The organism is Pseudomonas sp. COR18 (genome assembly GCF_048568395.1).
Taxonomy (GTDB): Bacteria; Pseudomonadota; Gammaproteobacteria; order Pseudomonadales; family Pseudomonadaceae; genus Aquipseudomonas; species Aquipseudomonas fuscovaginae_B.
This window is the reverse complement of record NZ_CP183808.1, coordinates 1,202,204-1,224,099: the sequence shown is the minus strand read 5'-3', so window position 1 is coordinate 1,224,099 and position 21,896 is coordinate 1,202,204. Positions and strand designations below refer to the sequence as shown.

General features: G+C 61.5%; 21 protein-coding genes. 17 read left to right on the top strand and 4 right to left on the bottom strand.

What is annotated here, in order from left to right:
* Positions 1-82 precede the first annotated feature (82 nt).
* Positions 83-310 (top strand): hypothetical protein, encoded by a 228-nt coding sequence (locus tag ACM62G_RS05750; RefSeq protein WP_239687977.1) that lies wholly within the window; start codon positions 83-85, stop codon positions 308-310.
* On the opposite strand, the gene ACM62G_RS05745 is transcribed toward ACM62G_RS05750, so the two are convergent.
* A complete protein-coding gene (locus ACM62G_RS05745) occupies positions 290-970 on the bottom strand; it encodes a helix-turn-helix transcriptional regulator (protein ID WP_239687976.1) in 681 nt (226 codons plus the stop codon). The two genes, ACM62G_RS05750 and ACM62G_RS05745, sit on opposite strands and share 21 nt — an antisense overlap.
* A gap of 143 nt (positions 971-1,113) precedes the next feature.
* On the opposite strand from ACM62G_RS05745, the gene ACM62G_RS05740 reads away from it, so the two are divergent.
* Positions 1,114-2,064 carry a PDR/VanB family oxidoreductase gene (locus ACM62G_RS05740; RefSeq protein ID WP_419736831.1) on the top strand — a complete coding sequence of 317 codons (951 nt, stop codon included), beginning with the start codon at positions 1,114-1,116 and terminating at the stop codon, positions 2,062-2,064.
* A 48-nt stretch (positions 2,065-2,112) separates the two neighbouring features.
* Here the strand turns inward: ACM62G_RS05740 and dapC are convergent, their stop codons facing one another.
* Genes dapC through map form a run of 3 tightly spaced genes read right to left on the bottom strand, consistent with a single transcriptional unit; the run spans position 2,113 to position 6,870 of the window.
* Complete coding sequence (gene dapC / locus ACM62G_RS05735) at positions 2,113-3,321, bottom strand: succinyldiaminopimelate transaminase (RefSeq protein ID WP_419736830.1); 1,209 nt, start codon at positions 3,319-3,321, stop codon at positions 2,113-2,115.
* Positions 3,322-3,362: 41 nt separating this feature from the next.
* Positions 3,363-6,065 (bottom strand): [protein-PII] uridylyltransferase, encoded by a 2,703-nt coding sequence (locus ACM62G_RS05730; RefSeq protein WP_054061834.1) that lies wholly within the window; start codon positions 6,063-6,065, stop codon positions 3,363-3,365.
* A gap of 22 nt (positions 6,066-6,087) precedes the next feature.
* Entirely contained in the window at positions 6,088-6,870 is a 783-nt protein-coding gene (gene map / locus ACM62G_RS05725) for a type I methionyl aminopeptidase (RefSeq protein ID WP_054058445.1), read from the bottom strand.
* 396 nt (positions 6,871-7,266) lie between these two features.
* Between map and rpsB the strand changes: the two genes are divergently transcribed.
* The 15 genes from rpsB to rnhB all read left to right on the top strand — a co-directional run bounded on the left by rpsB (position 7,267) and on the right by rnhB (position 21,887).
* On the top strand, positions 7,267-8,001 hold the full coding sequence (gene rpsB, locus ACM62G_RS05720; protein ID WP_017906276.1) for a 30S ribosomal protein S2: 735 nt from the start codon (positions 7,267-7,269) through the stop codon (positions 7,999-8,001).
* 191 nt (positions 8,002-8,192) lie between these two features.
* Positions 8,193-9,056 carry a translation elongation factor Ts gene (tsf, locus tag ACM62G_RS05715; protein ID WP_054058444.1) on the top strand — a complete coding sequence of 288 codons (864 nt, stop codon included), beginning with the start codon at positions 8,193-8,195 and terminating at the stop codon, positions 9,054-9,056.
* Positions 9,057-9,258: 202 nt separating this feature from the next.
* Positions 9,259-10,002, top strand: a complete 744-nt coding sequence (pyrH, locus tag ACM62G_RS05710; RefSeq protein ID WP_017906274.1) for a UMP kinase — start codon at positions 9,259-9,261, stop codon at positions 10,000-10,002.
* Positions 9,999-10,556 carry a ribosome recycling factor gene (gene frr / locus ACM62G_RS05705; RefSeq protein ID WP_054058443.1) on the top strand — a complete coding sequence of 186 codons (558 nt, stop codon included), beginning with the start codon at positions 9,999-10,001 and terminating at the stop codon, positions 10,554-10,556. Before pyrH ends, frr begins: the two co-directional genes overlap by 4 nt.
* 17 nt (positions 10,557-10,573) lie before the next feature.
* A complete protein-coding gene (gene uppS / locus ACM62G_RS05700; protein WP_054058442.1) occupies positions 10,574-11,329 on the top strand; it encodes a polyprenyl diphosphate synthase in 756 nt (251 codons plus the stop codon).
* Positions 11,329-12,141: a phosphatidate cytidylyltransferase gene (locus tag ACM62G_RS05695; RefSeq protein WP_054061833.1), complete on the top strand. Its 813-nt coding sequence runs from the start codon at positions 11,329-11,331 to the stop codon at positions 12,139-12,141. Before uppS ends, ACM62G_RS05695 begins: the two co-directional genes overlap by 1 nt.
* Complete coding sequence (gene ispC, locus ACM62G_RS05690; RefSeq protein ID WP_419736829.1) at positions 12,138-13,328, top strand: 1-deoxy-D-xylulose-5-phosphate reductoisomerase; 1,191 nt, start codon at positions 12,138-12,140, stop codon at positions 13,326-13,328. The genes ACM62G_RS05695 and ispC overlap by 4 nt, the downstream gene beginning before the upstream one ends.
* A gap of 54 nt (positions 13,329-13,382) precedes the next feature.
* Positions 13,383-14,735, top strand: coding sequence for a sigma E protease regulator RseP (rseP, locus tag ACM62G_RS05685; RefSeq protein ID WP_054058439.1), 1,353 nt, complete (start codon positions 13,383-13,385; stop codon positions 14,733-14,735).
* Between the two features lie 75 nt (positions 14,736-14,810).
* On the top strand, positions 14,811-17,198 hold the full coding sequence (gene bamA, locus ACM62G_RS05680; RefSeq protein WP_054058438.1) for an outer membrane protein assembly factor BamA: 2,388 nt from the start codon (positions 14,811-14,813) through the stop codon (positions 17,196-17,198).
* Positions 17,199-17,243: 45 nt separating this feature from the next.
* Entirely contained in the window at positions 17,244-17,747 is a 504-nt protein-coding gene (locus ACM62G_RS05675) for an OmpH family outer membrane protein (protein ID WP_017906267.1), read from the top strand.
* A 3-nt stretch (positions 17,748-17,750) separates the two neighbouring features.
* The gene (gene lpxD / locus ACM62G_RS05670) at positions 17,751-18,806 is read left to right on the top strand and encodes a UDP-3-O-(3-hydroxymyristoyl)glucosamine N-acyltransferase (RefSeq protein ID WP_273819433.1); all 1,056 of its coding nucleotides are present in this window, start codon (positions 17,751-17,753) and stop codon (positions 18,804-18,806) included.
* Between the two features lie 105 nt (positions 18,807-18,911).
* Positions 18,912-19,352, top strand: a complete 441-nt coding sequence (gene fabZ / locus ACM62G_RS05665; protein WP_017906265.1) for a 3-hydroxyacyl-ACP dehydratase FabZ — start codon at positions 18,912-18,914, stop codon at positions 19,350-19,352.
* Positions 19,349-20,125: an acyl-ACP--UDP-N-acetylglucosamine O-acyltransferase gene (gene lpxA / locus ACM62G_RS05660; RefSeq protein WP_273819434.1), complete on the top strand. Its 777-nt coding sequence runs from the start codon at positions 19,349-19,351 to the stop codon at positions 20,123-20,125. The genes fabZ and lpxA overlap by 4 nt, the downstream gene beginning before the upstream one ends.
* A 2-nt stretch (positions 20,126-20,127) precedes the next feature.
* Positions 20,128-21,258, top strand: a complete 1,131-nt coding sequence (lpxB, locus tag ACM62G_RS05655; protein ID WP_419736828.1) for a lipid-A-disaccharide synthase — start codon at positions 20,128-20,130, stop codon at positions 21,256-21,258.
* A gap of 11 nt (positions 21,259-21,269) precedes the next feature.
* Positions 21,270-21,887, top strand: coding sequence for a ribonuclease HII (rnhB, locus tag ACM62G_RS05650; protein WP_054058481.1), 618 nt, complete (start codon positions 21,270-21,272; stop codon positions 21,885-21,887).
* The last annotated feature ends 9 nt before the right edge of the window (positions 21,888-21,896 follow it).

Here is a 21,896-nt window from a genome sequence, read left to right as displayed (position 1 = left end):
TCTGATAGGTGGCTGGCCGGACGGGAGTCGAATATCGTCTGGGTTTCCCTGCGAAGGCGCCGAAATGAGGGTGGAGCGAAGTTTGATCAGGCAGGCCGTTGCCTTGCGGTTGCAGTTGGGCAAGAGCCAGGAGGCGTTCTGGGGCCTGTTCGGCTTGAGCCAGCCGGCCGCGAGCCGGCTGGAGTGTGGGGGCAACGGTTCGGCCAGCCTGCTGGTGCTGCTCAGCCTGTATGTGGCTGGCCGGATCGATGACAACGATCTGCTCTCCGTGTCGGCCCGTGAGGGTGGCCTAGGGCGTCATGAGGTCTAGTTGTATGGCTCTGGCCACGGCGAGCCGTCTGGAGCTGACATTGAGTTTGCGGCGAATGTTCTTGAAGTGAAATTCGACGGTGGGTTCCGCCAGGCTGAGAATCTTGCCAATTTCCCAGGTGGTTTTTTCGGCCCATGCCCAATGCAGGATTTCCAGTTCCCGAGGTGTCAGGTGAGGTGTATTCGAGTTGGAGTTCTGGAGAAAGAAGTTGCTGCCGCTCGTTACCGCGTAGTCACGCAGCATGCTGGCTGCGGGGATGCTGTGTTGCAGGACTTGTGAGTACTCGTTTTGCGGCATCGATTCGCAGCTCAGGCTGAGCATGCCGACCTGGCCCTGGGCCCCGTGGATGGGCAGCGTCAGACCCTGGCTGAGTCCGGCCCGCCGGGCTTCTTCGGCGAACTCCCTTTCTCTTTTGGTTTTGTAGAGTTTGTCTTCCCAGAGAATGGGAAGCGAGGATGAGAAACTATGGGAAACGACAGGATCGATACTGGAGTAATTCTCGTTATCATAAAGGCTTCGCCAGGATTCTGGAAAGTTGCTCATGATTTGTGCCGTACTGTTCTGTGCCTCCTTGTTGGGTTTCAGGGCATACAGGACCTGACTGTATCCGAGTTTCTGCACGGATAGAACAAGCGACTGGAACCAGGTGCGTGCATCCATTGCACTTAACAGCTCTATACATTCATCCATAAGTAGCATAGAAAAAATCCGGTATCGGTGAATCATTATTTTTGTCAGAGATAGAGGCCTGCTCCAAACGAGGTCAATAGCCTCTATGCCTCGATATATACAAGGAAGTTGTTATGAACGCCAGCCTTCAGACCGTCCGCGTCAGGAACATCACCCGGGAAACCCCCAGCATCGTCTCGATAGACCTGGCGCCGGTCGGCCCCGGGCACCTGCCGGCATTCGAGGCCGGAGCCCATATCGACCTGCATCTGCCCAACGGGCTGGTGCGCAGCTATTCGCTGGTGAGTTGCCCAACGGACCTGAGCCACTACCGTCTCGGCGTACTCCATGATCGTCAGAGCCGCGGAGGGTCGGCGTTCATTCATAAACACCTGCGGGTGGGTGGGCTGCTCAAGGCTTCGGCGCCGCGCAACAATTTCCCGGCAGGCAGTGCCAGCCGGGCCGTTTTCATCGCTGGCGGCATCGGTATCACACCGCTCCTGAGCATCGCCCGGCACCTGGCCGGCAAGGGGGCTGCCGTCGACATGCTGTATTGCGTGCGCTCGGCGGCGGACGTGGCGTTTCGGAGCGAGCTGGAGAGCCTGCCCGGCTCGGTGAACTACCACTTCGATGACCAGCAGGGCGGGGCTCCGGACCTTGAGGCCCTGATGAGCGGCTACCCTCGCGACACGCATTTCTATTGCTGTGGCCCCGGGCCGATGCTGGAGGCGTTCGAGCGTGCCTGCACGGTGCTGGGGATCGAGCACGGCCATACGGAGCGCTTCAGCGGCGCGGCACTGCCGGTGCCGGGTGGGGCCGGTGGCTTTGAAGTGGTGCTCTCGCGTTCCGCGAAGCAGCTCTATCATGATGGAAAGGGCAGCCTGCTGGATACGCTGATCGCTGCGGGGCAGAGTCTTTCCTACAGTTGCCGGGAGGGCGTTTGCGGGGCCTGTGAAACCGTGGTCCTGGAGGGGACGCCTGATCACCGCGATTTCGTGCTCAGCCCTGCCGAGCGGGCCTCGGGCAGGACCATGATGCTCTGCGTGTCGGGCTGCAAGTCCGACCGGTTGGTGCTGGACATCTAGCTCGCCGGGTGCGGTACGAGCGGGCAGGCCCGCCCGCACCCTGGCCTGTTACGCCTGGCCCTGGCGACGCTCGATAAAGGCGCGGATCCGCTGCGCCGCCTCGACACACTCGGCCAGCGGCGCGACCAGGGCCATGCGCACCCGGCCGGCGCCCGGGTTGACGCCGTCGACCTCGCGGGACAGGTAGGACCCCGGCACCACGGTCACGTGTTCCTCGGCGAACAGGTCACGGCAGAATTCGGCATCGTCGCCCTGCACATTCGGCCACAGGTAGAAGCTGCCATCCGGCCGTTGCACATCCAGTACGGGCGCGAGAATCTCCAGCACCGCGTCGAACTTCTCCCGGTACAGCGCACGGTTGGCGCGGACGTGGACTTCATCGCTCCAGGCCGCGACGCTGGCCAGTTGGGTCTGCACCGGCATCGCGCAGCCGTGGTAGGTACGGTACAGCAGGAAGGCCTTGAGGATATCGGCGTCACCGGCGACGAAACCGGAGCGCAGGCCGGGCAGGTTGGAGCGCTTGGACAGGCTGTGGAACACCACGCAGCGCTTGAAGTCCTTGCGGCCCAGGGCCACGCAGGCGCTGAGCAGCCCGGGTGGCGGCGTCTGCTCGTCGAAGTACAGTTCGCTGTAGCACTCGTCGGCCGCGATCACGAAGTCATGCTCGTCGGCCAGGGCGATCAGTTTTTCCAGGGTCGCCTGGGGAATGAGTGCGCCGGTCGGGTTGCCTGGCGAGCAGAGGAAGAGGATCTGGCAGCGCTGCCAGATGTCCGCGGGCACGGCGTCGAAATCCGGGTTGAAGCCGTTCCCGGTCAGGCATGGCAGATAGTGTGGCTTGGCCCCGGCCAGGAAGGCGGCACCTTCATAGATCTGGTAGAAGGGGTTGGGGCTGACCACCAGCGCGTCTTCGCCACGATTGACCACGGTCTGGGTGAAGGCGAACAGGGCTTCGCGGGTACCATTGACCGGCAGCACGTTGCGCGCCGGGTCGATCCAGCCGCTCGGTACGTTGAAGCGACGCTCGCACCAGGTGCCGATCGCCTCGCGCAGGGCCGGGATGCCCAGGGTGGTCGGGTACACCGACATCTGCTCCAGGTTGGCCGCCAGTGCCTCGGCGACGAAGCTTGGCGAGCGGTGCTTGGGTTCGCCGATGGACAGCGCGATCGGACGCTTGTCCTCGGCGGGTTTGACGCCGCCGAGCAGGGCGCGCAGTTTCTCGAACGGGTAGGGTTGCAACTGGTTCAACGCGTTGTTCATCGGGTACGGCTCTCAATCGGAATCAGGTTCATGGCCCGCCGTCAGATACTCAGGCGGGTCAGTTCGACAGTCGGTTCGGAGGTGACGCTCAGTTGCTCGACGATGGCGTCCTGCAAACGGCTGCACAGTTGCGGGTCGGACAGCGGCTGGTTCTGCGCGTCGGTGATGAAGAACACGTCCTCCACCCGTTCGCCCAGGGTGGCGATCTTCGCGTTCTGCAGCGACAGGTCGAACTCCAGGAAGATCTTTCCAACCCGCGCCAACAGTCCGGGACGATCCGGGGCGCTCAGTTCGAGCACGGTCACCGGGCGCTGGGCGTCGTTGTGGATGGTCACCTGCGGGGCAAAGGCGAAGTGCTTGAGCTGGCGCGGCACCCGGCGCTGGATGATGGTCGGATAGTCGTCGGGATTGCGCAGGGCTTCGGCCAGGCCTTCGCGGATCTGCTTGACCCGCTTGGGGTTGTCGCCGATAGCGCCGCCATCGGTGTCCAGCACGATGTAGGTATCGAGGGTGAACTGGCTGCTGGAGGTGATGATCCGGGCGTCGTGGATGTTCAGGTTGAGCTGGTCCATCGCTGCCACGGTCACGGCGAAGAAGTCGTGCTGGTCCGGGGCGTAGATGAAGATCTGCGTACCGCCCTCGAATTCGCGCTGGGTGGTTTCCTTGATCAGCACCAGTGGCCCGCCATCGGCCGGCTGCTGGAGGATCGCGTCACTGTGCCAGGCGACATCGCCGGCGGTGTGACGCAGGAAGTAATCGTCACCCAGTTGTGTCCAGAGCTGTTCGACGTCGTCCGGGTCGGTGCCGTTGCGGACCAGGATGTCAAGGGCCGCACTCTGGGTCTGGCGGATCTGCTCCTCGCGGTCCACCGGGTTTTCCAGGCCGCGACGCAGGGCGCGCTTGGTCTCGGTGTAGAGCTGGCGCAGCAGGCTGGCGCGCCAGGAGTTCCACAGCGTCGGGTTGGTCGCGTTGATATCGGCGACGGTCAGCACGTAGAGGTAGTCCAGGTAGACGTGGTCGCCGACGATCTGCGCGAAGTCGTGGATCACCTGCGGATCGGACAGGTCCTTGCGCTGGGCCGTGGTCGACATCACCAGGTGGTTCTGTACCAGCCAGACGATCAGGCGACTGTCCCATGCGGGCAGTTGGTGGCGCTTGCAGAAGGCTTCGGCATCGATCGCGCCGAGTTCCGAGTGGTCGCCATGCCGGCCCTTGCCGATGTCGTGGTAGAGCCCTGCCATGTAGATCAGCTCGGGCTTGGGCAGTTTGGCCATGAGCTTGGCGGCCAGCGGGAATTTCTCAGAAACCTGGGTGTACTGCAGTTTGCGCAGGTGCTTGATCAGGTTGAGCGTGTGCGCATCGACGGTATAGATGTGGAACAGGTCGTGCTGCATCTGCCCGACGATATCGCCGAACTCGGGCAGGTAGCGGCCGAGAATGCCGTAGCGGTTCATCCGGCGCAGGTTGCGGTGTACGCCGATCCTGCACTTGAACAGCTCGATGAACAGGCTGGTGTTGCGGATGTCGTTGCGGAAGTCGTCGTCGATCAGGTGGCGATGTTCGCGCAGCAGGCGAATGGTGTCGGCGCGCACCCCCTTGATTTCCGGTTGCTGGGCCATCAGCACGAAGATTTCCAGCATGGCGAATGGCGCGCGGCGGAACACGTTCGGGTTGCTCGCCTCGATGTAGCCATCGTGCAGTTGGAAGCGCGAGTTCAACGGTTGCGGCGGCGCTTCGTCTTCCGGGGCGAGGATGACTTCGGCAAAGTGCTGGATGATCAGCTCGCTGAGTTGGGCGATGCTCATGATCACCCGGTAGTACTGCTGCATGAAGTTCTCGACGGCCTGCTTGGCGTCGTCGCCCTGGAACCCCAGCAGTCCGGCGATGCTGCGCTGGTGATCGAAAAGCAGGCGGTCCTCGGCGCGTCCGGCGAGCATGTGCAATGCATAGCGGACCCTCCAGAGAAATTCCTGGGAGGAGGCCAGCAGGATGTTTTCGCTTTCCACCAGGAAACCTTCGCCGGCCAGCGCCCGCAGGTTCAGGGTGCCGTACTGGCGGCGGGCGACCCAGAGAATCGTCTGGATGTCCCGCAGGCCGCCGGGAGAGCCCTTGACGTTGGGCTCCAGGTTGTATTCGGTGTCGTTGTACTTGTGGTGGCGCGCCTTCTGTTCGGCGTGCTTGGCCAGGAAGAAGTCCTTGCTCGGCCACATGTGCTCGGTGCTGGTGACCTCGAGCATGCGCTCGCGCAGGCGCTCGGGGCCGGCGATGGTGCGACTTTCCATCAGGTTGGTGATGACGGTCAGGTCGGCCCGGGCCTCTTCGGCGCATTCCTGCACCGAGCGGACGCTCTGGCCGACTTCCAGGCCGATGTCCCACAGTAGGGTCAGAAAGCGCTCGATGGAATCCCGAAAGATCTCATGGTCGGCGCTGTCCAGCAGGATCAGCAGGTCGATGTCCGAGTAGGGGTGCAGTTCGCCACGACCGTAGCCGCCAACCGCCACCAGGGCGATATCGGCATCTTCGCTCCAGTCGAACTGTTCCCAGGCCTGCTGCAGGATGTGGTCGACGAACCAGGCGCGATCCTCGATCAGTCGACGGATGTCGCGCCCGCTGCGAAAGCGTTCGTCGAGAACCTCATGGGCGCGACGGATGACTTTCTTGAATGCCGCTATGGGGCTGGCCTTGAGGGCCAGTTCCGCCTGGAACTGGCCACGGTCGAAGAGTTCGGGGTCCACCTGCGGCATCGTTCGGGTTTCCTTTAATGGATCAGGCAGAGGTGCGCGGGATGGTATCGTCGCTGCGCAGGGTGAAGATCTCGTAGCCGGTTTCGGTGACCAGCAGGGTGTGTTCCCATTGTGCCGAGAGCTTGCGGTCCTTGGTGATCGCGGTCCAGCCGTCGCCCAGCACCTTGGTGTCGGCCTTGCCCTGGTTGATCATCGGTTCGATGGTGAAGGTCATGCCGGCCTTCAGTTCCATGCCGGTGCCGGCACGGCCGTAGTGCAGGATCTGGGGCTCTTCGTGGAATACCTTGCCGATGCCGTGGCCGCAGAACTCGCGAACCACCGAGAAACCGTTCTTTTCCGCATGCTTCTGGATGATCTCGCCGATATCGCCCAGGCGGCAGCCGGGCCTGACGATCTCGATCGCCTTGTACATGCACTCCTGGGTCACCTGGGACAGGCGCTCGGCCCAGACCGGCACGGTGCCGACGTGGAACATCTTGCTGGTGTCGCCGTGGTAGCCGTCCTTGATCACCGTGACGTCGATGTTCAGGGTGTCGCCATCCTTGAGCGGCTTGTCGCTGGGGATGCCGTGGCAGACCACATGGTTGATCGAGGTGCAGATCGACTTGGGGAAGCCCTTGTAGTTGAGGGGGGCGGGGATGGCCTGCTGCACGTTGACGATATAGTCGTGGCAGATGCGGTCCAGCTCCTCGGTGGTGACGCCGGGCTTGACGTGCTCACCGATCATTTCCAGTACATCGGCGGCCAGTTTCCCGGCGATGCGCATTTTTGCGATGTCCTCGGGAGTCTTGAGGGTGACGGTCATACGGGCTCTCTATGCGCTCAGGCGCAGGTAAACACGGAAAAAGGTCGACGGCGGCAACATCCGTTAACGGAGTATTGCCTTCCGGAACCCTGAAAAATGCGATTCTAACAGACGGACGGAGCAAATCATGACGTCCGGGCATCGCTTCTCTTCACAAGGATGGGGCATTCTGGCGCGAATCCAAGGGTGGCGCAAAAGCTGCAGGCGGGATATGCGAATCCGGGTTCCGTTTTCAGCGGCCTTGTGATATAAAATGCGCCGCTTTCCGGGGATAGCCCCGAAAAGCCTAAATCCACACACGTGTCGACACGATGACCTGGGTGCCTTCGGCCTTGCTGCCGATCGGTTGGTCATTGGGATACGTGGAGGCCAAACCCGACTTATCAAGGAACTATCATGTCCCAAGTCAACATGCGCGATATGCTGAAGGCCGGTGTGCACTTCGGTCACCAAACCCGTTACTGGAACCCGAAAATGGGCAAGTACATTTTCGGTGCGCGCAACAAGATTCACATCATCAACCTTGAAAAAACCCTGCCTATGTTCAACGACGCTCTGGCGTTCGTAGAGCGTCTGGCTCAGGGCAAAAACAAGATTCTGTTCGTCGGCACCAAGCGTTCCGCTGGCAAGATCGTCGCTGAAGAAGCAGTACGTTGCGGTTCGCCGTACGTCGATCACCGCTGGTTGGGCGGCATGCTGACCAACTTCAAGACCATCCGTGCTTCCATCAAGCGTCTGCGCGACCTCGAAGTGCAAGCCGAAGACGGTACCTTCGCCAAGCTGACCAAGAAAGAGGCGCTGATGCGCACTCGCGATCTGGAAAAGCTGGATCGTTCGCTGGGCGGTATCAAGGACATGGGCGGTCTGCCTGACGCACTGTTCGTCATCGACGTTGATCACGAGCGCATCGCGATCACCGAAGCCAACAAGCTGGGCATCCCGGTCATCGGCGTAGTCGATACCAACAGCAGCCCGGAAGGCGTTGACTACATCATCCCAGGCAACGATGACGCCATCCGCGCCATCCAGCTGTACATGGGTTCGATGGCTGACGCCGTTATCCGTGGCCGCAACAACGTTGCTGGCGGCACTGAAGTCTTCGTTGAAGAAACTCAGGCTGCAGCTGAGTAATTGACGCCCTGGCGTTGACTCAGTAAGCAAAAAGGGGGCTTGGCCCCCTTTTTGCCACCTCGAAAACCATTTGTCTGCGCGCCGCTACAGCGTCTGTAATGTGCAGCTGCTAACAAGGGTGATTCGGGAAGAATTGAACGCCCGTTCGATCGGGTGGAATGGTTGATAACCTATCCAAGAGGAATTTTGAAATGGCAGCAATTACTGCGGCGCTGGTCAAAGAACTGCGCGAGCGTACCGGCGAAGGCATGATGGATTGCAAGAAGGCCCTGGAAAAGGCCGGCGGCGACATCGAGAAAGCCATTGACGACATGCGTGCCTCGGGCGCCATCAAGGCCGCCAAGAAGGCTGGCAACGTCGCTGCTGAAGGCGCTATCGCCGTCAAGACCGACGGCAAGGCCGCCGTCCTGCTGGAAGTGAACTCGCAGACCGACTTCCTGGCCCTGCAGGACGACTTCAAGACTTTCGTCAGCGAAAGCCTGGAAGAAGCCTTCGCCCAGAAGCTGACCGACGCCGCTCCGCTGATCGCTTCGCGTGAAGCCGCTCGTGAGGCCCTGGTTGCCAAGTGTGGCGAGAACGTCAACATCCGTCGCCTGGCGCGCGTTGAAGGTGACGTTGTCGGTGCCTACCTGCACGGCAACAAGATTGGTGCAACCGTCGTTCTGAAAGGTGGTGACGTCGAGCTGGCCAAGAACATCGCCATGCACGTTGCCGCTTCGAACCCTGAGTTCCTGCTGCCGTCGGAAGTATCGGCCGAGGCCATCGAGCGCGAAAAGGGTGTCTTCCTGCAACTGAACGCCGACAAGATCGCCGGCAAGCCGGAAAACATCGTCGAGAACATGATCAAGGGTCGTATCTCGAAGTTCCTGGCCGAGGCCTCGCTGGTCGAGCAGGCTTTCGTCATGAACCCGGAAGTCAAGGTTGGCGAACTGGCCAAGAAAGCCGGTGCTGAAATCGTTTCCTTCACCTACTTCAAGGTCGGCGAAGGCATCGAGAAGCCGGTTGACAACTTCGCTGAAGAAGTTGCTGCCCAGGTAGCTGCCGCCAAGCAGTAAGACAGACCCGTCTGTCGCCCCAAAGAGGCTGCCCGCTTACGCGCGCAGCCTCTTTTCAAATGGGAGGAAGGTTTTCTCTTTCTCTCGTCGGAACCGGCTTACAAAGCTGTGTTCTGATGGCGCTGTAGCAGCGCCAAGCTAGAGTTAGCAGGCTGCAAAACAGCTCGCAAGAATTTTTATAACGCCGCAGGAGAGATTCGCAATGGCTCAGCAGGGCAGTGGTTATCAAGCTCGCTATAAACGCATTCTACTCAAGCTTAGCGGCGAGGCCCTGATGGGCTCGGAAGAGTTCGGGATCGATCCGAAGGTCCTGGATCGCATGGCGCTGGAAGTCGGTCAACTGGTCGGTATCGGTGTGCAGGTCGGTCTGGTGATCGGCGGTGGCAACCTGTTCCGCGGTTCCGCACTGAGCGCTGCCGGCATGGATCGCGTCACCGGTGACCACATGGGCATGCTCGCGACCGTGATGAACGCGTTGGCGATGCGCGATGCGCTGGAACGTGCGAATATCTCAGCCATCGTGATGTCGGCCATTTCCATGGTCGGTGTGACCGATCACTACGATCGCCGCAAGGCCATGCGCCACCTCAACTCCAAGGAAGTGGTGATTTTCGCGGCCGGTACCGGTAATCCGTTCTTCACTACGGATTCGGCAGCCTGCCTGCGGGCGATCGAAATCGATGCCGACGTGGTGCTCAAGGCAACCAAGGTCGATGGCGTCTATACCGCAGATCCGTTCAAGGACCCGCATGCCGAGAAGTTCGATCATCTGACCTATGACGAGGTGCTGGATCGCAAGCTGGGTGTCATGGATCTGACCGCTATCTGCCTGTGCCGCGATCACAAGATGCCGTTGCGCGTATTTAACATGAACAAGCCCGGCGCCCTGCTGAACATCGTACATGGCGGCGCTGAAGGAACCCTGGTCGAGGAAGGCGTACAATGATCAACGAACTCAAGAAAGACGCTCAGGTGCGCATGCAGAAGTCCCTGGAGTCTCTGGCCCACGCATTTGGCCAAATCCGTACCGGCAAGGCCCACCCAAGCATCCTGGGTAGCGTGATGGTCCCCTACTACGGTACCGACACGCCTTTGAGCGGTGTTGCCAACGTAACGGTGAAAGACAACCAGACCCTGCAGGTCGTGCCGTTCGAGCGCAACATGCTCGGTGCCATCGACAAGGCCATCGGCAGTGCCGGCCTGAACCTCAACCCGACCAACCTGGGCGAGTTGCTGCTGATCAAGATGGCGCCACTGACCGAGGAAACCCGCAAGGGCTTCACCAAGCAGGCGCGTGCCGCCGCGGAAGACGCACGGGTTGCGGTGCGCAATATCCGTCGTGATGTGCTGGGTGACCTGAAGAAGCTGGCCAAGGACAAGGAAATCAGCGAAGACGAAGAACGCCGCGCCGGCGCTGAAATCGACAAGCTGATCAAGGAATTCGAAGCCCAGATCGCCAAGGCCACCGAAGAAAAAGAAAAGGACCTGATGGCCGTATAAGGGTCAGGACACCTTCAATGGAAAAGACCAAGCAGGCTGTGCTGTCCTCGGTGCCGCGCCACGTGGCGATCATCATGGATGGCAACAATCGCTGGGCCAAGAAACGTTTCTTGCCTGGCGTCGCCGGTCACAAGGCCGGTGTCGATGCGGTGCGGGCGGTGATCGAGGTGTGTGCCGAGGCCAAGGTCGAGGTGCTGACCCTGTTCGCCTTCTCCAGTGAGAACTGGCAGCGCCCCGCCGACGAAGTCAGCGCCTTGATGGACCTGTTCTTCAAGGCGTTGCGGCGCGAAGCCAAGCGCCTTGATGACAACAACATCAGCCTGCGGATCATCGGCGACCGCTCGCGCTTCCACCCTGAACTCCAGGCGGCGATGCGCGAGGCGGAAGCTGCGACGGCGGGCAGCAATCGTTTCATTCTGCAGATTGCCGCCAACTACGGCGGGCAGTGGGATATCGCCCAGGCTGCCCAGCGTCTTGCCCGTGAGGTGCAGGCCGGGCATCTGCGCCCGGACGATATCACCCCGGATCTGCTGCAGACCTGCCTGGCCACCGGCGACCTGCCGTTGCCGGACCTGTGCATCCGCACCGGTGGCGAACATCGGATCAGCAACTTCCTGCTGTGGCAGTTGGCGTATGCCGAGCTGTATTTCTCCGACCTGTTCTGGCCGGACTTCAAACACGATGCCATGCGCAACGCGCTGGCTGATTTCGCTTCCCGCCAGCGTCGTTTCGGTAAGACGAGCGAGCAGGTCGAAGCTGGAGCCCGGGTTTAATGCTCAAGCAACGCATCATCACCGCACTTGTCCTGCTTCCTATCGCCCTGTGCGGTTTCTTCCTGCTTTCGGGCTCCGGTTTCGCGCTGTTCATCGGCGTGGTCGTGACGCTCGGGGCCTGGGAGTGGGCGCGGTTGGCAGGTTTTGACGCGCAGCCGGCCCGGGTGGCGTATGCCGCGCTGGTCGCGGTCCTGCTGTTCTTCATGTACATCCTGCCGAACCTGGCGCCCTGGGTGCTGGGTGCTTCAGTGTTGTGGTGGGGGCTGGCGACCTATCTGGTGCTGACCTACCCGCAGTCCAGTGCACGCTGGTCGAGCGCGGCGAGCAAGCTGGTGATCGGTTTCCTGATCCTGCTGCCGGCCTGGCAGGGGCTGATCGAGATCAAGCAGCATGCGTCGGGCCGAGGCAACTGGCTGATCATGGCGGTGATGATTCTGGTCTGGGGCGCCGATATCGGCGCCTATTTCTCCGGCAAGGCCTTCGGCAAGCGCAAGTTGGCGCCGGCGGTGAGTCCCGGCAAGAGCTGGGAGGGCGTCTATGGCGGCCTGTCGCTGAGCCTGGCGATCACCGCGGTATTCGGCCTGGTTTCCGGCTGGGGCCTGGGTCAGATCATCGCGAGCCTGATGGGCGCGGCGATCATCGTTTTCGTATCGGTGGTCGGTGACCTGACCGAAAGCATGTTCAAGCGTCAATCGGGAGTCAAGGACAGCAGCAACCTGCTGCCAGGGCACGGTGGTGTGCTCGACCGTATCGACAGTCTGACCGCCGCCATCCCGATGTTCGCTGTGCTGCTGTGGATCGCTGCATCGTGAGCCGTCCACAACAGGTTACCGTGCTGGGAGCCACCGGCTCCATCGGCTTGAGCACGCTGGATGTGATTGCCCGGCATCCGGAGCGTTACCAGGCGTTCGCCTTGAGCGGTTTCACTCGCCTCACCGAGCTGCTGGCCCTGTGTGTTCGCCATCGTCCGCGTTTTGCGGTGGTGCCTGATGCGCTCGCTGGCCGCCGCCTGCAGGACGAGCTTCGCGCTGCCGGCCTGTCGACGGAGGTTCTGGTTGGCGAGCAGGGATTGTGCGAGGTCGCTTCGCATCCCGAGGTCGACACCGTGATGGCGGCGATCGTGGGGGCCGCAGGCCTGCGTCCGACCCTGGCGGCGGTCGAGGTCGGCAAGAAGATCCTGCTGGCGAACAAGGAAGCACTGGTGATGACCGGTGCGCTGTTCATGCAGGCGGTGCGCAAGAGCGGTTCGGTGCTGTTGCCGATCGACAGCGAGCACAATGCGATCTTCCAGTGCCTGCCAGGGGATTTCGCCCGTGGTCTTGGCGCGGTAGGGGTGCGTCGGATTCTGCTGACCGCCTCCGGCGGGCCGTTTCGGCAGGCGCCTCTGGCCGATCTTGAGCATGTCACGCCCGATCAGGCCTGTGCCCACCCCAACTGGTCCATGGGGCGCAAGATTTCGGTCGACTCGGCCAGCATGATGAACAAGGGCCTGGAGTTGATCGAAGCCTGCTGGCTGTTCGATGCGCGGCCGGATCAGGTCGAGGTGGTGATTCATCCGCAGAGTGTGATTCATTCCCTGGTCGATTACATCGATGGTTCGGTGCTTGCCCAGTTGGGCAATCCCGATATGCGTACGCCGATCGCCAATGCACTGGCCTGGCCTGAGCGTATTGATTCCGGTGTGGCGCTGCTGGATCTGTTTGCCGTGGCACGCCTGGACTTCCAGGCCCCGGACGAACAGCGCTTCCCCTGCCTGCGTCTGGCACGGGCGGCTGCCGAGGCGGGCGGCAGTGCGCCGGCGATGCTCAATGCGGCCAACGAGGTGGCGGTCGCGGCATTTCTCGAACGGCGCATCCGCTACCCCGAGATCGCGAGTATCATCGAAGAAGTGTTGAATCTGGAACCTGTTGTCGCGGTCGATGAACTCGACGCGGTATTCGCAGCGGACGCCAAGGCACGGGCATTGACCGAGCAGTGGCTGAGTCGCAACCGACGCTGAGGCTGGCTGGGCGTCCGAGCGATGCGGCACTTGATAGGATTGCGGAGAAAGTAGATGAGCGCACTCTATATGATCGTCGGCACCCTGGTGGCATTGGGGGTGCTGGTCACTTTCCATGAATTCGGTCACTTCTGGGTGGCACGCCGTTGCGGCGTCAAGGTGCTGCGTTTTTCCGTGGGCTTCGGTACGCCGCTGTTGCGCTGGCATGATCGCCAGGGAACCGAGTTCGTCGTGGCGGCCATTCCGCTGGGCGGCTACGTGAAGATGCTCGACGAGCGCGAGGCGCCTGTCGCGCCGCACGAGCTGGACCAGGCGTTCAATCGCAAGACGGTACGTCAGCGCATCGCTATCGTTGCCGCCGGTCCGATTGCCAACTTCCTCCTGGCTATCAGCTTCTTCTGGGTGCTGGCGATGCTCGGCAGCCAGCAGGTCCGTCCGGTCATCGGCGCTGTCGAGGCCGGCAGTATCGCCGCGAAGGCCGGTCTGGCCGCAGGCCAGGAAATCGTCTCGATCGACGGTGAGCCAACCGCCGGCTGGTCTGCCGTCAACCTGCAACTCGTGCGTCGCCTGGGTGAGAGCGGTACGTTGCGGTTGCAGGTCCGCGAGGCGGGCTCGGATGTCGACTCTACGCGTGAGCTGGCGCTGGATCGCTGGCTGCAGGGCGCCGATGAGCCGGATCCGATCAAGTCCCTGGGGATCCGCCCGTGGCGTCCGGCCCTGCCGCCGCTGCTGGCAGAACTCGACCCGAAAGGTCCGGCCCAGGCCGCCGGCCTGAAGACCGGTGACCGTCTGCTGTCGCTGGATGGCGAGGCGGTCAATGACTGGCAGCAGGTGGTGGACTGGGTGCGTATACGCCCTGATACCAAAATTGTGCTGCATGTCGAGCGCGATGGTGCTCAAATCGACCTCCCCGTAACCCTGGCGTCCCGCGGTGAAGGCAAGGCCGCCACCGGTTACCTGGGGGCGGGCGTCAAGGCCGCGGATTGGCCGCCGCAGATGCTTCGCGAAGTCAGCTACGGGCCCGTTGCGGCGATAGGCGAGGGTGCCAGGCGTACCTGGACCATGAGTGTCCTGACCCTGGATTCCCTGAAGAAAATGCTGTTCGGCGAGCTCTCGGTAAAAAACTTGAGCGGACCGATAACCATTGCTAAAGTGGCGGGCGCTTCAGCCCAGTCGGGCGTCGCTGATTTCCTGAATTTCCTTGCTTATCTGAGCATCAGCCTGGGGGTTCTGAATCTGTTGCCCATCCCGGTACTGGATGGGGGACATTTGCTGTTTTATCTGATCGAGTGGGCACGTGGTCGCCCCTTGTCGGAGCGAGTACAAGGTTGGGGGGTACAGATCGGTATCAGTTTGGTGGTCGGGGTCATGCTGCTTGCCCTGGTCAACGATCTGGGTCGACTGTAACGCGTCGCTAAAATTGCGAATCTGCCGCATCTTGCGGCAGTTTGTTTATTGCCAGTTGGAATAAGAAAGGACTTCATGAAACGTCTGCTGCTAACTGCGGTTCTCACCGTATTGATGATCGCCGAAGTTCACGCCGAGTCCTTCACTATCTCCGATATCCGTGTCAACGGCCTCCAGCGGGTATCCGCCGGTAGCGTGTTCGGTGCGTTGCCGTTGAACGTCGGGGATCAAGCGGATGACCGTCGCCTGGTGGAGTCCACCCGTGCGCTGTTCAAAACCGGTTTCTTCCAGGATATCCAGCTGGGGCGCGACGGTAACGTCCTGGTCATCACGGTGGTCGAGCGACCTTCCGTGGCCAGCATCGATATCGAAGGCAACAAGGCAATTTCGACTGACGACCTGATGAAGGGGCTGAAGCAGTCCGGCCTGGCCGAAGGCGAGATCTTCCAGCGCGCCACCCTCGAAGGCGTGCGTAACGAACTGCAGCGTCAGTACGTCGCCCAGGGCCGCTACTCGGCCGAGGTCGAGACCGAAGTGGTGCCACAACCCCGTAACCGCGTCGGCCTGAAGATCAAGATCAACGAAGGTACCGTTGCCGCGATCCAGCACATCAACGTGGTGGGTAACACGGTATTCCCGGACGACGACCTGACCGACCTGTTTGAACTCAAGACCACCAACTGGCTGTCGTTCTTCAAGAACGACGACAAGTACGCCCGTGAAAAACTTTCCGGTGACCTGGAGCGCCTGCGTTCCTATTACCTGGACCGCGGCTATATCAACATGGATATCGCCTCGACCCAGGTGTCGATCACGCCGGACAAGAAGAGCGTCTATATCACCGTCAACATCACCGAAGGCCAGAAGTACAAGGTCCGCGACGTCAAGCTCAGCGGTGACCTGAAGGTGCCTGAGGACCAGGTCAAGTCCCTGCTGCTGGTCGAGCCGGGCCAGGTGTTCTCGCGCAAGCTGATGACCACCACCTCCGAACTGATCACCCGCCGCCTGGGTAACGACGGCTATACCTTCGCCAACGTCAACGGTGTACCGACGCCGCACGACGATGACCACACCGTCGACATCACCTTCGTGGTCGACCCGGGCAAGCGTGCCTACGTGAACCGTATCAACTTCCGTGGCAACACCAAGTCCGAGGACGAAGTGCTGCGCCGGGAAATGCGCCAGATGGAAGGCGGCTGGGCTTCGACCTACCTGATCGACCAGTCCAAGACCCGTCTGGAGCGTCTGGGCTTCTTCAAGGAAGTCAACGTCGAGACGCCAGCCGTGCCGGGTGTCGATGACCAGGTCGATGTGAACTACGCCGTGGAAGAGCAGGCCTCCGGTTCGATCACCGCCAGCGTCGGTTTCGCCCAGAGCGCCGGTCTGATCCTCGGTGGTTCGATCACCCAGAACAACTTCCTCGGTACCGGTAACAAGGTCAGCATCGGCCTGACCCGCAGCGAATACCAGAGCCGCTACAACTTCGGCTACGTTGACCCCTACTGGACCGCCGATGGCGTCAGCCTGGGCTACAACGTGTTCTACCGCACCACCGACTACAAGGACCTCGACGTCGACGTAGCGAGCTATGCGGTGGACAGCCTGGGTGCCGGTGTGAGCGTGGGCTACCCGATCAGCGAGACTTCCCGTCTGACCTTCGGCCTGACCGCACAGCAGGACAAGATCAAGACCGGTCTGTACACCGTCGACGAGATCTTCAACTTCGTCAACGAGAACGGCAGCAACTACCTGAACTTCAAGGCATCGGCCGGTTGGTCCGAGTCGACCTTGAACAAGGGCGTACTGGCAACCCGTGGTCACTCCCAGAGCCTGACCCTGGAAACCACCACGCCGGGTAGCGACCTGTCGTTCTTCAAGCTCGACTATCGTGGCCAGGTGTTTACGCCTCTGACCGACACCTACACCATGCGCTTCCATAGCGAGCTGGGGTATGGCGACGGTTATGGCTCCACCCATGGCCTGCCGTTCTACGAGAACTACTATGCTGGTGGTTTCAACTCGGTCCGTGGCTTCAAGGACAGCACCCTCGGTCCGCGCGGTACGCCGAGCCGTGGCGTGGGCGTGACCGGCAACGTGGGTACCATCGCCGACTCGGACAACGACCCGCTGCCGTTCGGTGGCAACGTGCTGATCCAGGGTGGTGCCGAGTTGCTGTTCCCGCTGCCGTTCGTCAAGGACCAGCGTTCCCTGCGGACCTCGCTGTTCTGGGACGTGGGTAACGTGTTCGACTCCAAGTGCGAACAGGTCAAGAACACCAACGGCACGCTGTCGCAGACGCAGTGCAACGACATCAGTTTCAGCAACCTGGCCAGCTCCGTGGGTGTTGGGGTGACCTGGGTCACAGCGCTGGGTCCGTTGAGTTTTGCCCTGGCGATGCCCGTGAAGAAGCCGGACAACGCCGAAACTCAGGTGTTCCAGTTCTCCCTCGGTCAGACCTTCTAAGGTTCTGCCCCCAGCTAATGACAATGGATTTTGTAGGAGTTTATCGTGCGTAAGTTGACCCAACTGGTGCTGCTGGCAAGCGTTCTGGTAGCGACCCCGGCCTTTGCCGAAATGAAAATCGCCGTGCTGAACTATCAGATGGCCCTGCTGGAATCCGATGCGGCCAAGAAGTACGCCGTGGATGCCGAGAAGAAATTCGGCCCGCAACTGACCAAGCTCAAGGCTCTGGAAAGCAGCGCCAAGGGTATCCAGGATCGTCTGGTCAGCGGTGGCGACAAGATGCAGCAAGGCGAGCGTGAGCGTCTGGAGCTCGAGTTCAAGCAAAAGGCCCGTGACTTCCAGTTCCAGTCCAAGGAACTGAACGAAGCCAAGGCCGTTGCCGATCGCGACATGCTCAAGCAACTGAAGCCGAAGCTGGACAGCGCCGTGGAAGAAGTCATCAAGAAAGGTGCCTACGACCTGGTGTTCGAGCGTGGCGCGGTGATCGATGTCAAACCTCAGTACGACATCACTCGCCAAGTCATCGAGCGCATGAACCAGCTGAAGTAACCCATGACTGCGACTATCAAGCTCGGCCAGCTGGCCGAGATCCTCGGTGCCACCCTGCGTGGTTCCGAGGAGAAGGAAATCACTGGGCTGGCCACCTTGCAGGAGGCCGGCCCAGCTCAATTGAGCTTCCTGGCAAACCCCCAATACCGCAAGTACCTCCTGGACAGCCGGGCTGGCGCGGTTCTGCTCAAGGCCGCTGATGCCGAAGGCTATGCCGGCGATGCTCTGGTGGTGGCTGATCCCTACCTGGCCTATGCGCGAATTTCGCACCTGTTCGATCCGAAACCCAAGGCGGCTGCCGGTATTCACCCGAGCGCCGTGGTGGCCGAGGATGCAACGGTCGACCCGACGGCGAGCGTTGCCGCCTTCGTGGTGATCGAGAGCGGTGCGCGCATCGGCGCGGGCGTCACCATCGGCGCCCACTGCTTCATCGGTGCGCGTTGCGAGATCGGCGAGGGTGGCTGGCTGGCTCCGCGGGTGACCCTGTATCACGATGTGCGCATCGGCAAGCGCGTGGTCATTCAGTCGGGCGCCGTGCTCGGTGGCGAAGGTTTCGGTTTCGCCAATGAAAAGGGTGTCTGGAACAAGATCGCCCAGATCGGCGGTGTGCTGGTCGGCGACGATGTGGAGATCGGCGTGAATACCGCCATCGACCGTGGCGCATTGGCCGATACGATCCTGGGCAACGGCGTCAAGCTCGATAACCAGATCCAGATCGCCCATAACGTTCAAGTGGGGGATCACACCGCCATGGCCGCCTGCTGCGGCATTTCCGGCAGCACCAAGATCGGCAAGCACTGCATGCTCGCCGGCGGTGTCGGGCTGGTGGGGCATATCGAGATTTGCGACAACGTGTTCCTGACCGGGATGACCATGGTGACCCACTCGATTACCGAGCCAGGTGCCTATTCTTCCGGCACGGCAATGCAGCCAGCGGCCGAATGGCGCAAGAGTGCGGCCCGCATTCGTCAGCTCGACGACATGTCGCGGCGGCTGCGGCAGTTGGAAAAACGTGTCGGGAACGTGACCCCGGACGCGCATGCTTCATCTGAAGGCTGATACCATTTCCATATCAAGTAGTCGTTAGACTGCCTCCTTGATTTGCTAGAGGAGCTCACCCTGCCGGGGTGTGCTCCCCATCTTTACTACAGGCTTCCCCACGAAATGATGGACATCAACGAGATTCGCGAATATCTGCCTCACCGTTACCCGTTCCTGCTGGTGGACCGGGTGGAGGAACTGGATTTCGAGGCCAAGAGCATTCGTGCCTACAAGAATGTCAGCATCAACGAGCCGTTCTTCAATGGTCACTTCCCGGCGCATCCGATCATGCCGGGCGTGCTGATCATCGAAGCCATGGCTCAGGCTGCCGGTATCCTGGGTTTCAAGATGCTGGGAGCGAAGCCTGCCGACGGCACCCTGTACTACTTCGTCGGTTCCGACAAGCTGCGCTTCCGCCAGCCTGTGGTGCCGGGAGACAAACTGGTTCTCGAAGCCAAGTTCTCCAGCCGCAAGAGCACGATCTGGAAGTTCGAATGCCGCGCGCTGGTTGATGGCAAGCCAGTCTGCTCGGCCGAGATTACCTGTGCGGAACGGGCAGTATGAGTCTGATTGACCCTCGTGCAATCATCGATCCGACGGCCGTTCTGGCCGAAGGTGTCGAGGTCGGCCCCTGGTCGATCATCGGCGCAGGTGTGGAAATCGGCGAGGGGACAGTGATCGGGCCGCATGTGATCGTCAAGGGCCCGACCCGGATCGGCAAGCACAACCGCATCTACCAGTTTTCCTCGGTAGGCGAAGATACCCCGGATCTGAAATACAAGGGCGAGGCGACTCGCCTGGTCATTGGTGACCACAACGTCATCCGCGAAGGCGTGACGATTCATCGGGGCACCGTCCAGGACCGTTCGGAAACCACCCTGGGCGACCACAACCTGATCATGGCCTATGCCCATATCGGCCATGACAGCGTGATCGGCAACCATTGCATCCTGGTCAACAACACCGCGTTGGCCGGGCATGTGCACGTCGACGACTGGGCGATCCTTTCCGGCTACACCCTCGTGCACCAGTTCTGCCATATCGGTGCCCACAGCTTTTCCGGGATGGGCACCGCCATCGGCAAGGACGTTCCCGCCTATGTCACAGTGTTCGGCAACCCGGCCGAGGCCCGCAGCATGAACTTCGAGGGCATGCGCCGTCGTGGTTTCAGCGAGGAGGCGATCCATGCGCTGCGCCGTGCCTACAAGGTGGTCTATCGCCAGGGCCTGACCGTGGAGCAGGCGATTGCCGAGCTGGTCGAGCCTGCCGCTCAGTATCCTGAAGTGGCGGTGTTTCTCGAATCGATCCAGTCCTCGACCCGCGGCATCACCCGCTGACCATGGCCGGTCTGCGTATTGCGCTGGTCGCCGGCGAAGCGTCCGGCGACATTCTCGGCTCCGGCCTCATGCGTGCACTCAAGGCCCGTCATCCCGATGCCGAATTCATCGGGGTGGGTGGGCCATTGATGGAGGCTGAAGGGCTGGTTTCCTATTTCCCCATGGAACGTCTGTCGGTGATGGGGCTGGTCGAAGTGCTCGGACGCCTGCCGGAGCTGCTGAAGCGGCGCAAGCTGCTGATCCGGACGCTGATCGCCGAGCAGCCGGATGTGTTCATCGGTATCGATGCCCCCGACTTCACCCTCAATATCGAACTCAAGCTGCGCCGTGCCGGGATCAGAACCGTGCACTATGTCAGTCCATCCGTCTGGGCCTGGCGTCAGAAGCGGGTGCTGAAGATCCGCGAAGGCTGCGACCTGATGCTGACGCTGCTGCCGTTCGAAGCGCGCTTCTATGAAGAGAAGGGTGTGCCGGTACGATTCGTCGGCCACCCCCTGGCCGATACGATTCCGTTGGAGGCCGATCGCGCGGCTGCCCGTGCCGAGCTCGGTTTGCCGGATGGCCCGCTGGTGGCGCTGATGCCCGGCAGCCGTGGCGGTGAGGTCGGACGGCTTGGCGCCTTGTTCCTCGATGCGGCCGAGCGTTTGCGCGCCACTGATCCCGGTATCCGCTTTGTCATGCCCTGTGCCAGCCCGCAACGGCGTGCCCAGGTCGAGGCGTTGCTGGTCGGACGCGACTTGCCGTTGACCCTGCTCGACGGCCAGTCCCACAAGGCCCTGGCGGCTTGTAACGCGGTGTTGATCGCGTCCGGTACCGCGACCCTGGAGGCGCTGCTGTACAAGCGGCCGATGGTGGTTGCCTATCGCCTGGCGTCGTTGACCTTCTGGATTCTCAAGCGTCTGGTGAAAAGCCCCTATATTTCCTTGCCCAACCTGCTGGCCCAGCGCCTGTTGGTGCCCGAGTTGCTGCAGGATGACGCCACGCCCGAGGCGTTGGCGAAAACCCTGTCGCCGCTGATCGAGGGTGGCGAGGAGCAGACCCGCAGTTTCGACGAGATTCACCGGACCTTGCGTCTGGATGCTTCGAACCAGGCCGCCGAGGCGGTGCTGGCGTTGATCGAGAAACCCGTATGAGTAATGCCAAGATGCAGATGGGACTGGATTTTTCCCTGGTGGCCGATGCCGGAGAGCTGGTAGCCGGTGTCGATGAGGTCGGTCGTGGTCCGCTTTGCGGTGCGGTGGTGACGGCTGCGGTGATCCTTGATCCGGGTCGCCCGATCCTTGGGTTGAATGACTCGAAGAAGCTGACCGAGGCCCGGCGTGAAAAACTCTTCGACGAGATTCAGGAAAAGGCCTTGAGTTGGTGCATCGCCCGGGCCGAGGTCGAGGAAATCGACGAACTGAATATCCTCCACGCGACCATGCTCGCCATGCAGCGGGCGGTCGAGGGGCTGCATATCCAGCCCCGCCTGGCAATGATCGACGGCAACCGTTGCCCTAGGCTGGCGATGCCGGCGGAGGCGGTGGTCAAGGGTGATAGCAAGGTGCCGGCGATTGCTGCCGCGTCGATCCTGGCCAAGGTCAGCCGCGACCGTGAAATGAGTGCTTTCGAAAAAATCTATCCCGGCTACGGTATCGGCGGGCACAAGGGCTACCCGACGCCGGTGCACCTGGATGCCCTGATCCGCCTGGGCCCGACGCCGATCCACCGGCGTTCGTTCGCGCCCGTGCGGCTGGCCTGGGAGGCCCGCGAAGGGCGCTAGCCTACTGAT

What these genes read in the sequence shown, in the direction of transcription:
- ACM62G_RS05745 (WP_239687976.1), bottom strand. Translation starts at nt 970, where the DNA reads ATGGATGCACGCACCTGGTTCCAGTCGCTTGTTCTATCCGTGCAGAAA.
- ACM62G_RS05740 (WP_419736831.1), top strand. Translation starts at nt 1,114, where the DNA reads ATGAACGCCAGCCTTCAGACCGTCCGCGTCAGGAACATCACCCGGGAA.
- dapC (WP_419736830.1), bottom strand. Translation starts at nt 3,321, where the DNA reads ATGAACAACGCGTTGAACCAGTTGCAACCCTACCCGTTCGAGAAACTG.
- ACM62G_RS05730 (WP_054061834.1), bottom strand. Translation starts at nt 6,065, where the DNA reads ATGCCGCAGGTGGACCCCGAACTCTTCGACCGTGGCCAGTTCCAGGCG.
- map (WP_054058445.1), bottom strand. Translation starts at nt 6,870, where the DNA reads ATGACCGTCACCCTCAAGACTCCCGAGGACATCGCAAAAATGCGCATC.
- rpsB (WP_017906276.1), top strand. Translation starts at nt 7,267, where the DNA reads ATGTCCCAAGTCAACATGCGCGATATGCTGAAGGCCGGTGTGCACTTC.
- tsf (WP_054058444.1), top strand. Translation starts at nt 8,193, where the DNA reads ATGGCAGCAATTACTGCGGCGCTGGTCAAAGAACTGCGCGAGCGTACC.
- pyrH (WP_017906274.1), top strand. Translation starts at nt 9,259, where the DNA reads ATGGCTCAGCAGGGCAGTGGTTATCAAGCTCGCTATAAACGCATTCTA.
- frr (WP_054058443.1), top strand. Translation starts at nt 9,999, where the DNA reads ATGATCAACGAACTCAAGAAAGACGCTCAGGTGCGCATGCAGAAGTCC.
- uppS (WP_054058442.1), top strand. Translation starts at nt 10,574, where the DNA reads ATGGAAAAGACCAAGCAGGCTGTGCTGTCCTCGGTGCCGCGCCACGTG.
- ACM62G_RS05695 (WP_054061833.1), top strand. Translation starts at nt 11,329, where the DNA reads ATGCTCAAGCAACGCATCATCACCGCACTTGTCCTGCTTCCTATCGCC.
- rseP (WP_054058439.1), top strand. Translation starts at nt 13,383, where the DNA reads ATGAGCGCACTCTATATGATCGTCGGCACCCTGGTGGCATTGGGGGTG.
- bamA (WP_054058438.1), top strand. Translation starts at nt 14,811, where the DNA reads ATGAAACGTCTGCTGCTAACTGCGGTTCTCACCGTATTGATGATCGCC.
- lpxD (WP_273819433.1), top strand. Translation starts at nt 17,751, where the DNA reads ATGACTGCGACTATCAAGCTCGGCCAGCTGGCCGAGATCCTCGGTGCC.
- fabZ (WP_017906265.1), top strand. Translation starts at nt 18,912, where the DNA reads ATGATGGACATCAACGAGATTCGCGAATATCTGCCTCACCGTTACCCG.
- lpxA (WP_273819434.1), top strand. Translation starts at nt 19,349, where the DNA reads ATGAGTCTGATTGACCCTCGTGCAATCATCGATCCGACGGCCGTTCTG.
- lpxB (WP_419736828.1), top strand. Translation starts at nt 20,128, where the DNA reads ATGGCCGGTCTGCGTATTGCGCTGGTCGCCGGCGAAGCGTCCGGCGAC.
- rnhB (WP_054058481.1), top strand. Translation starts at nt 21,270, where the DNA reads ATGCAGATGGGACTGGATTTTTCCCTGGTGGCCGATGCCGGAGAGCTG.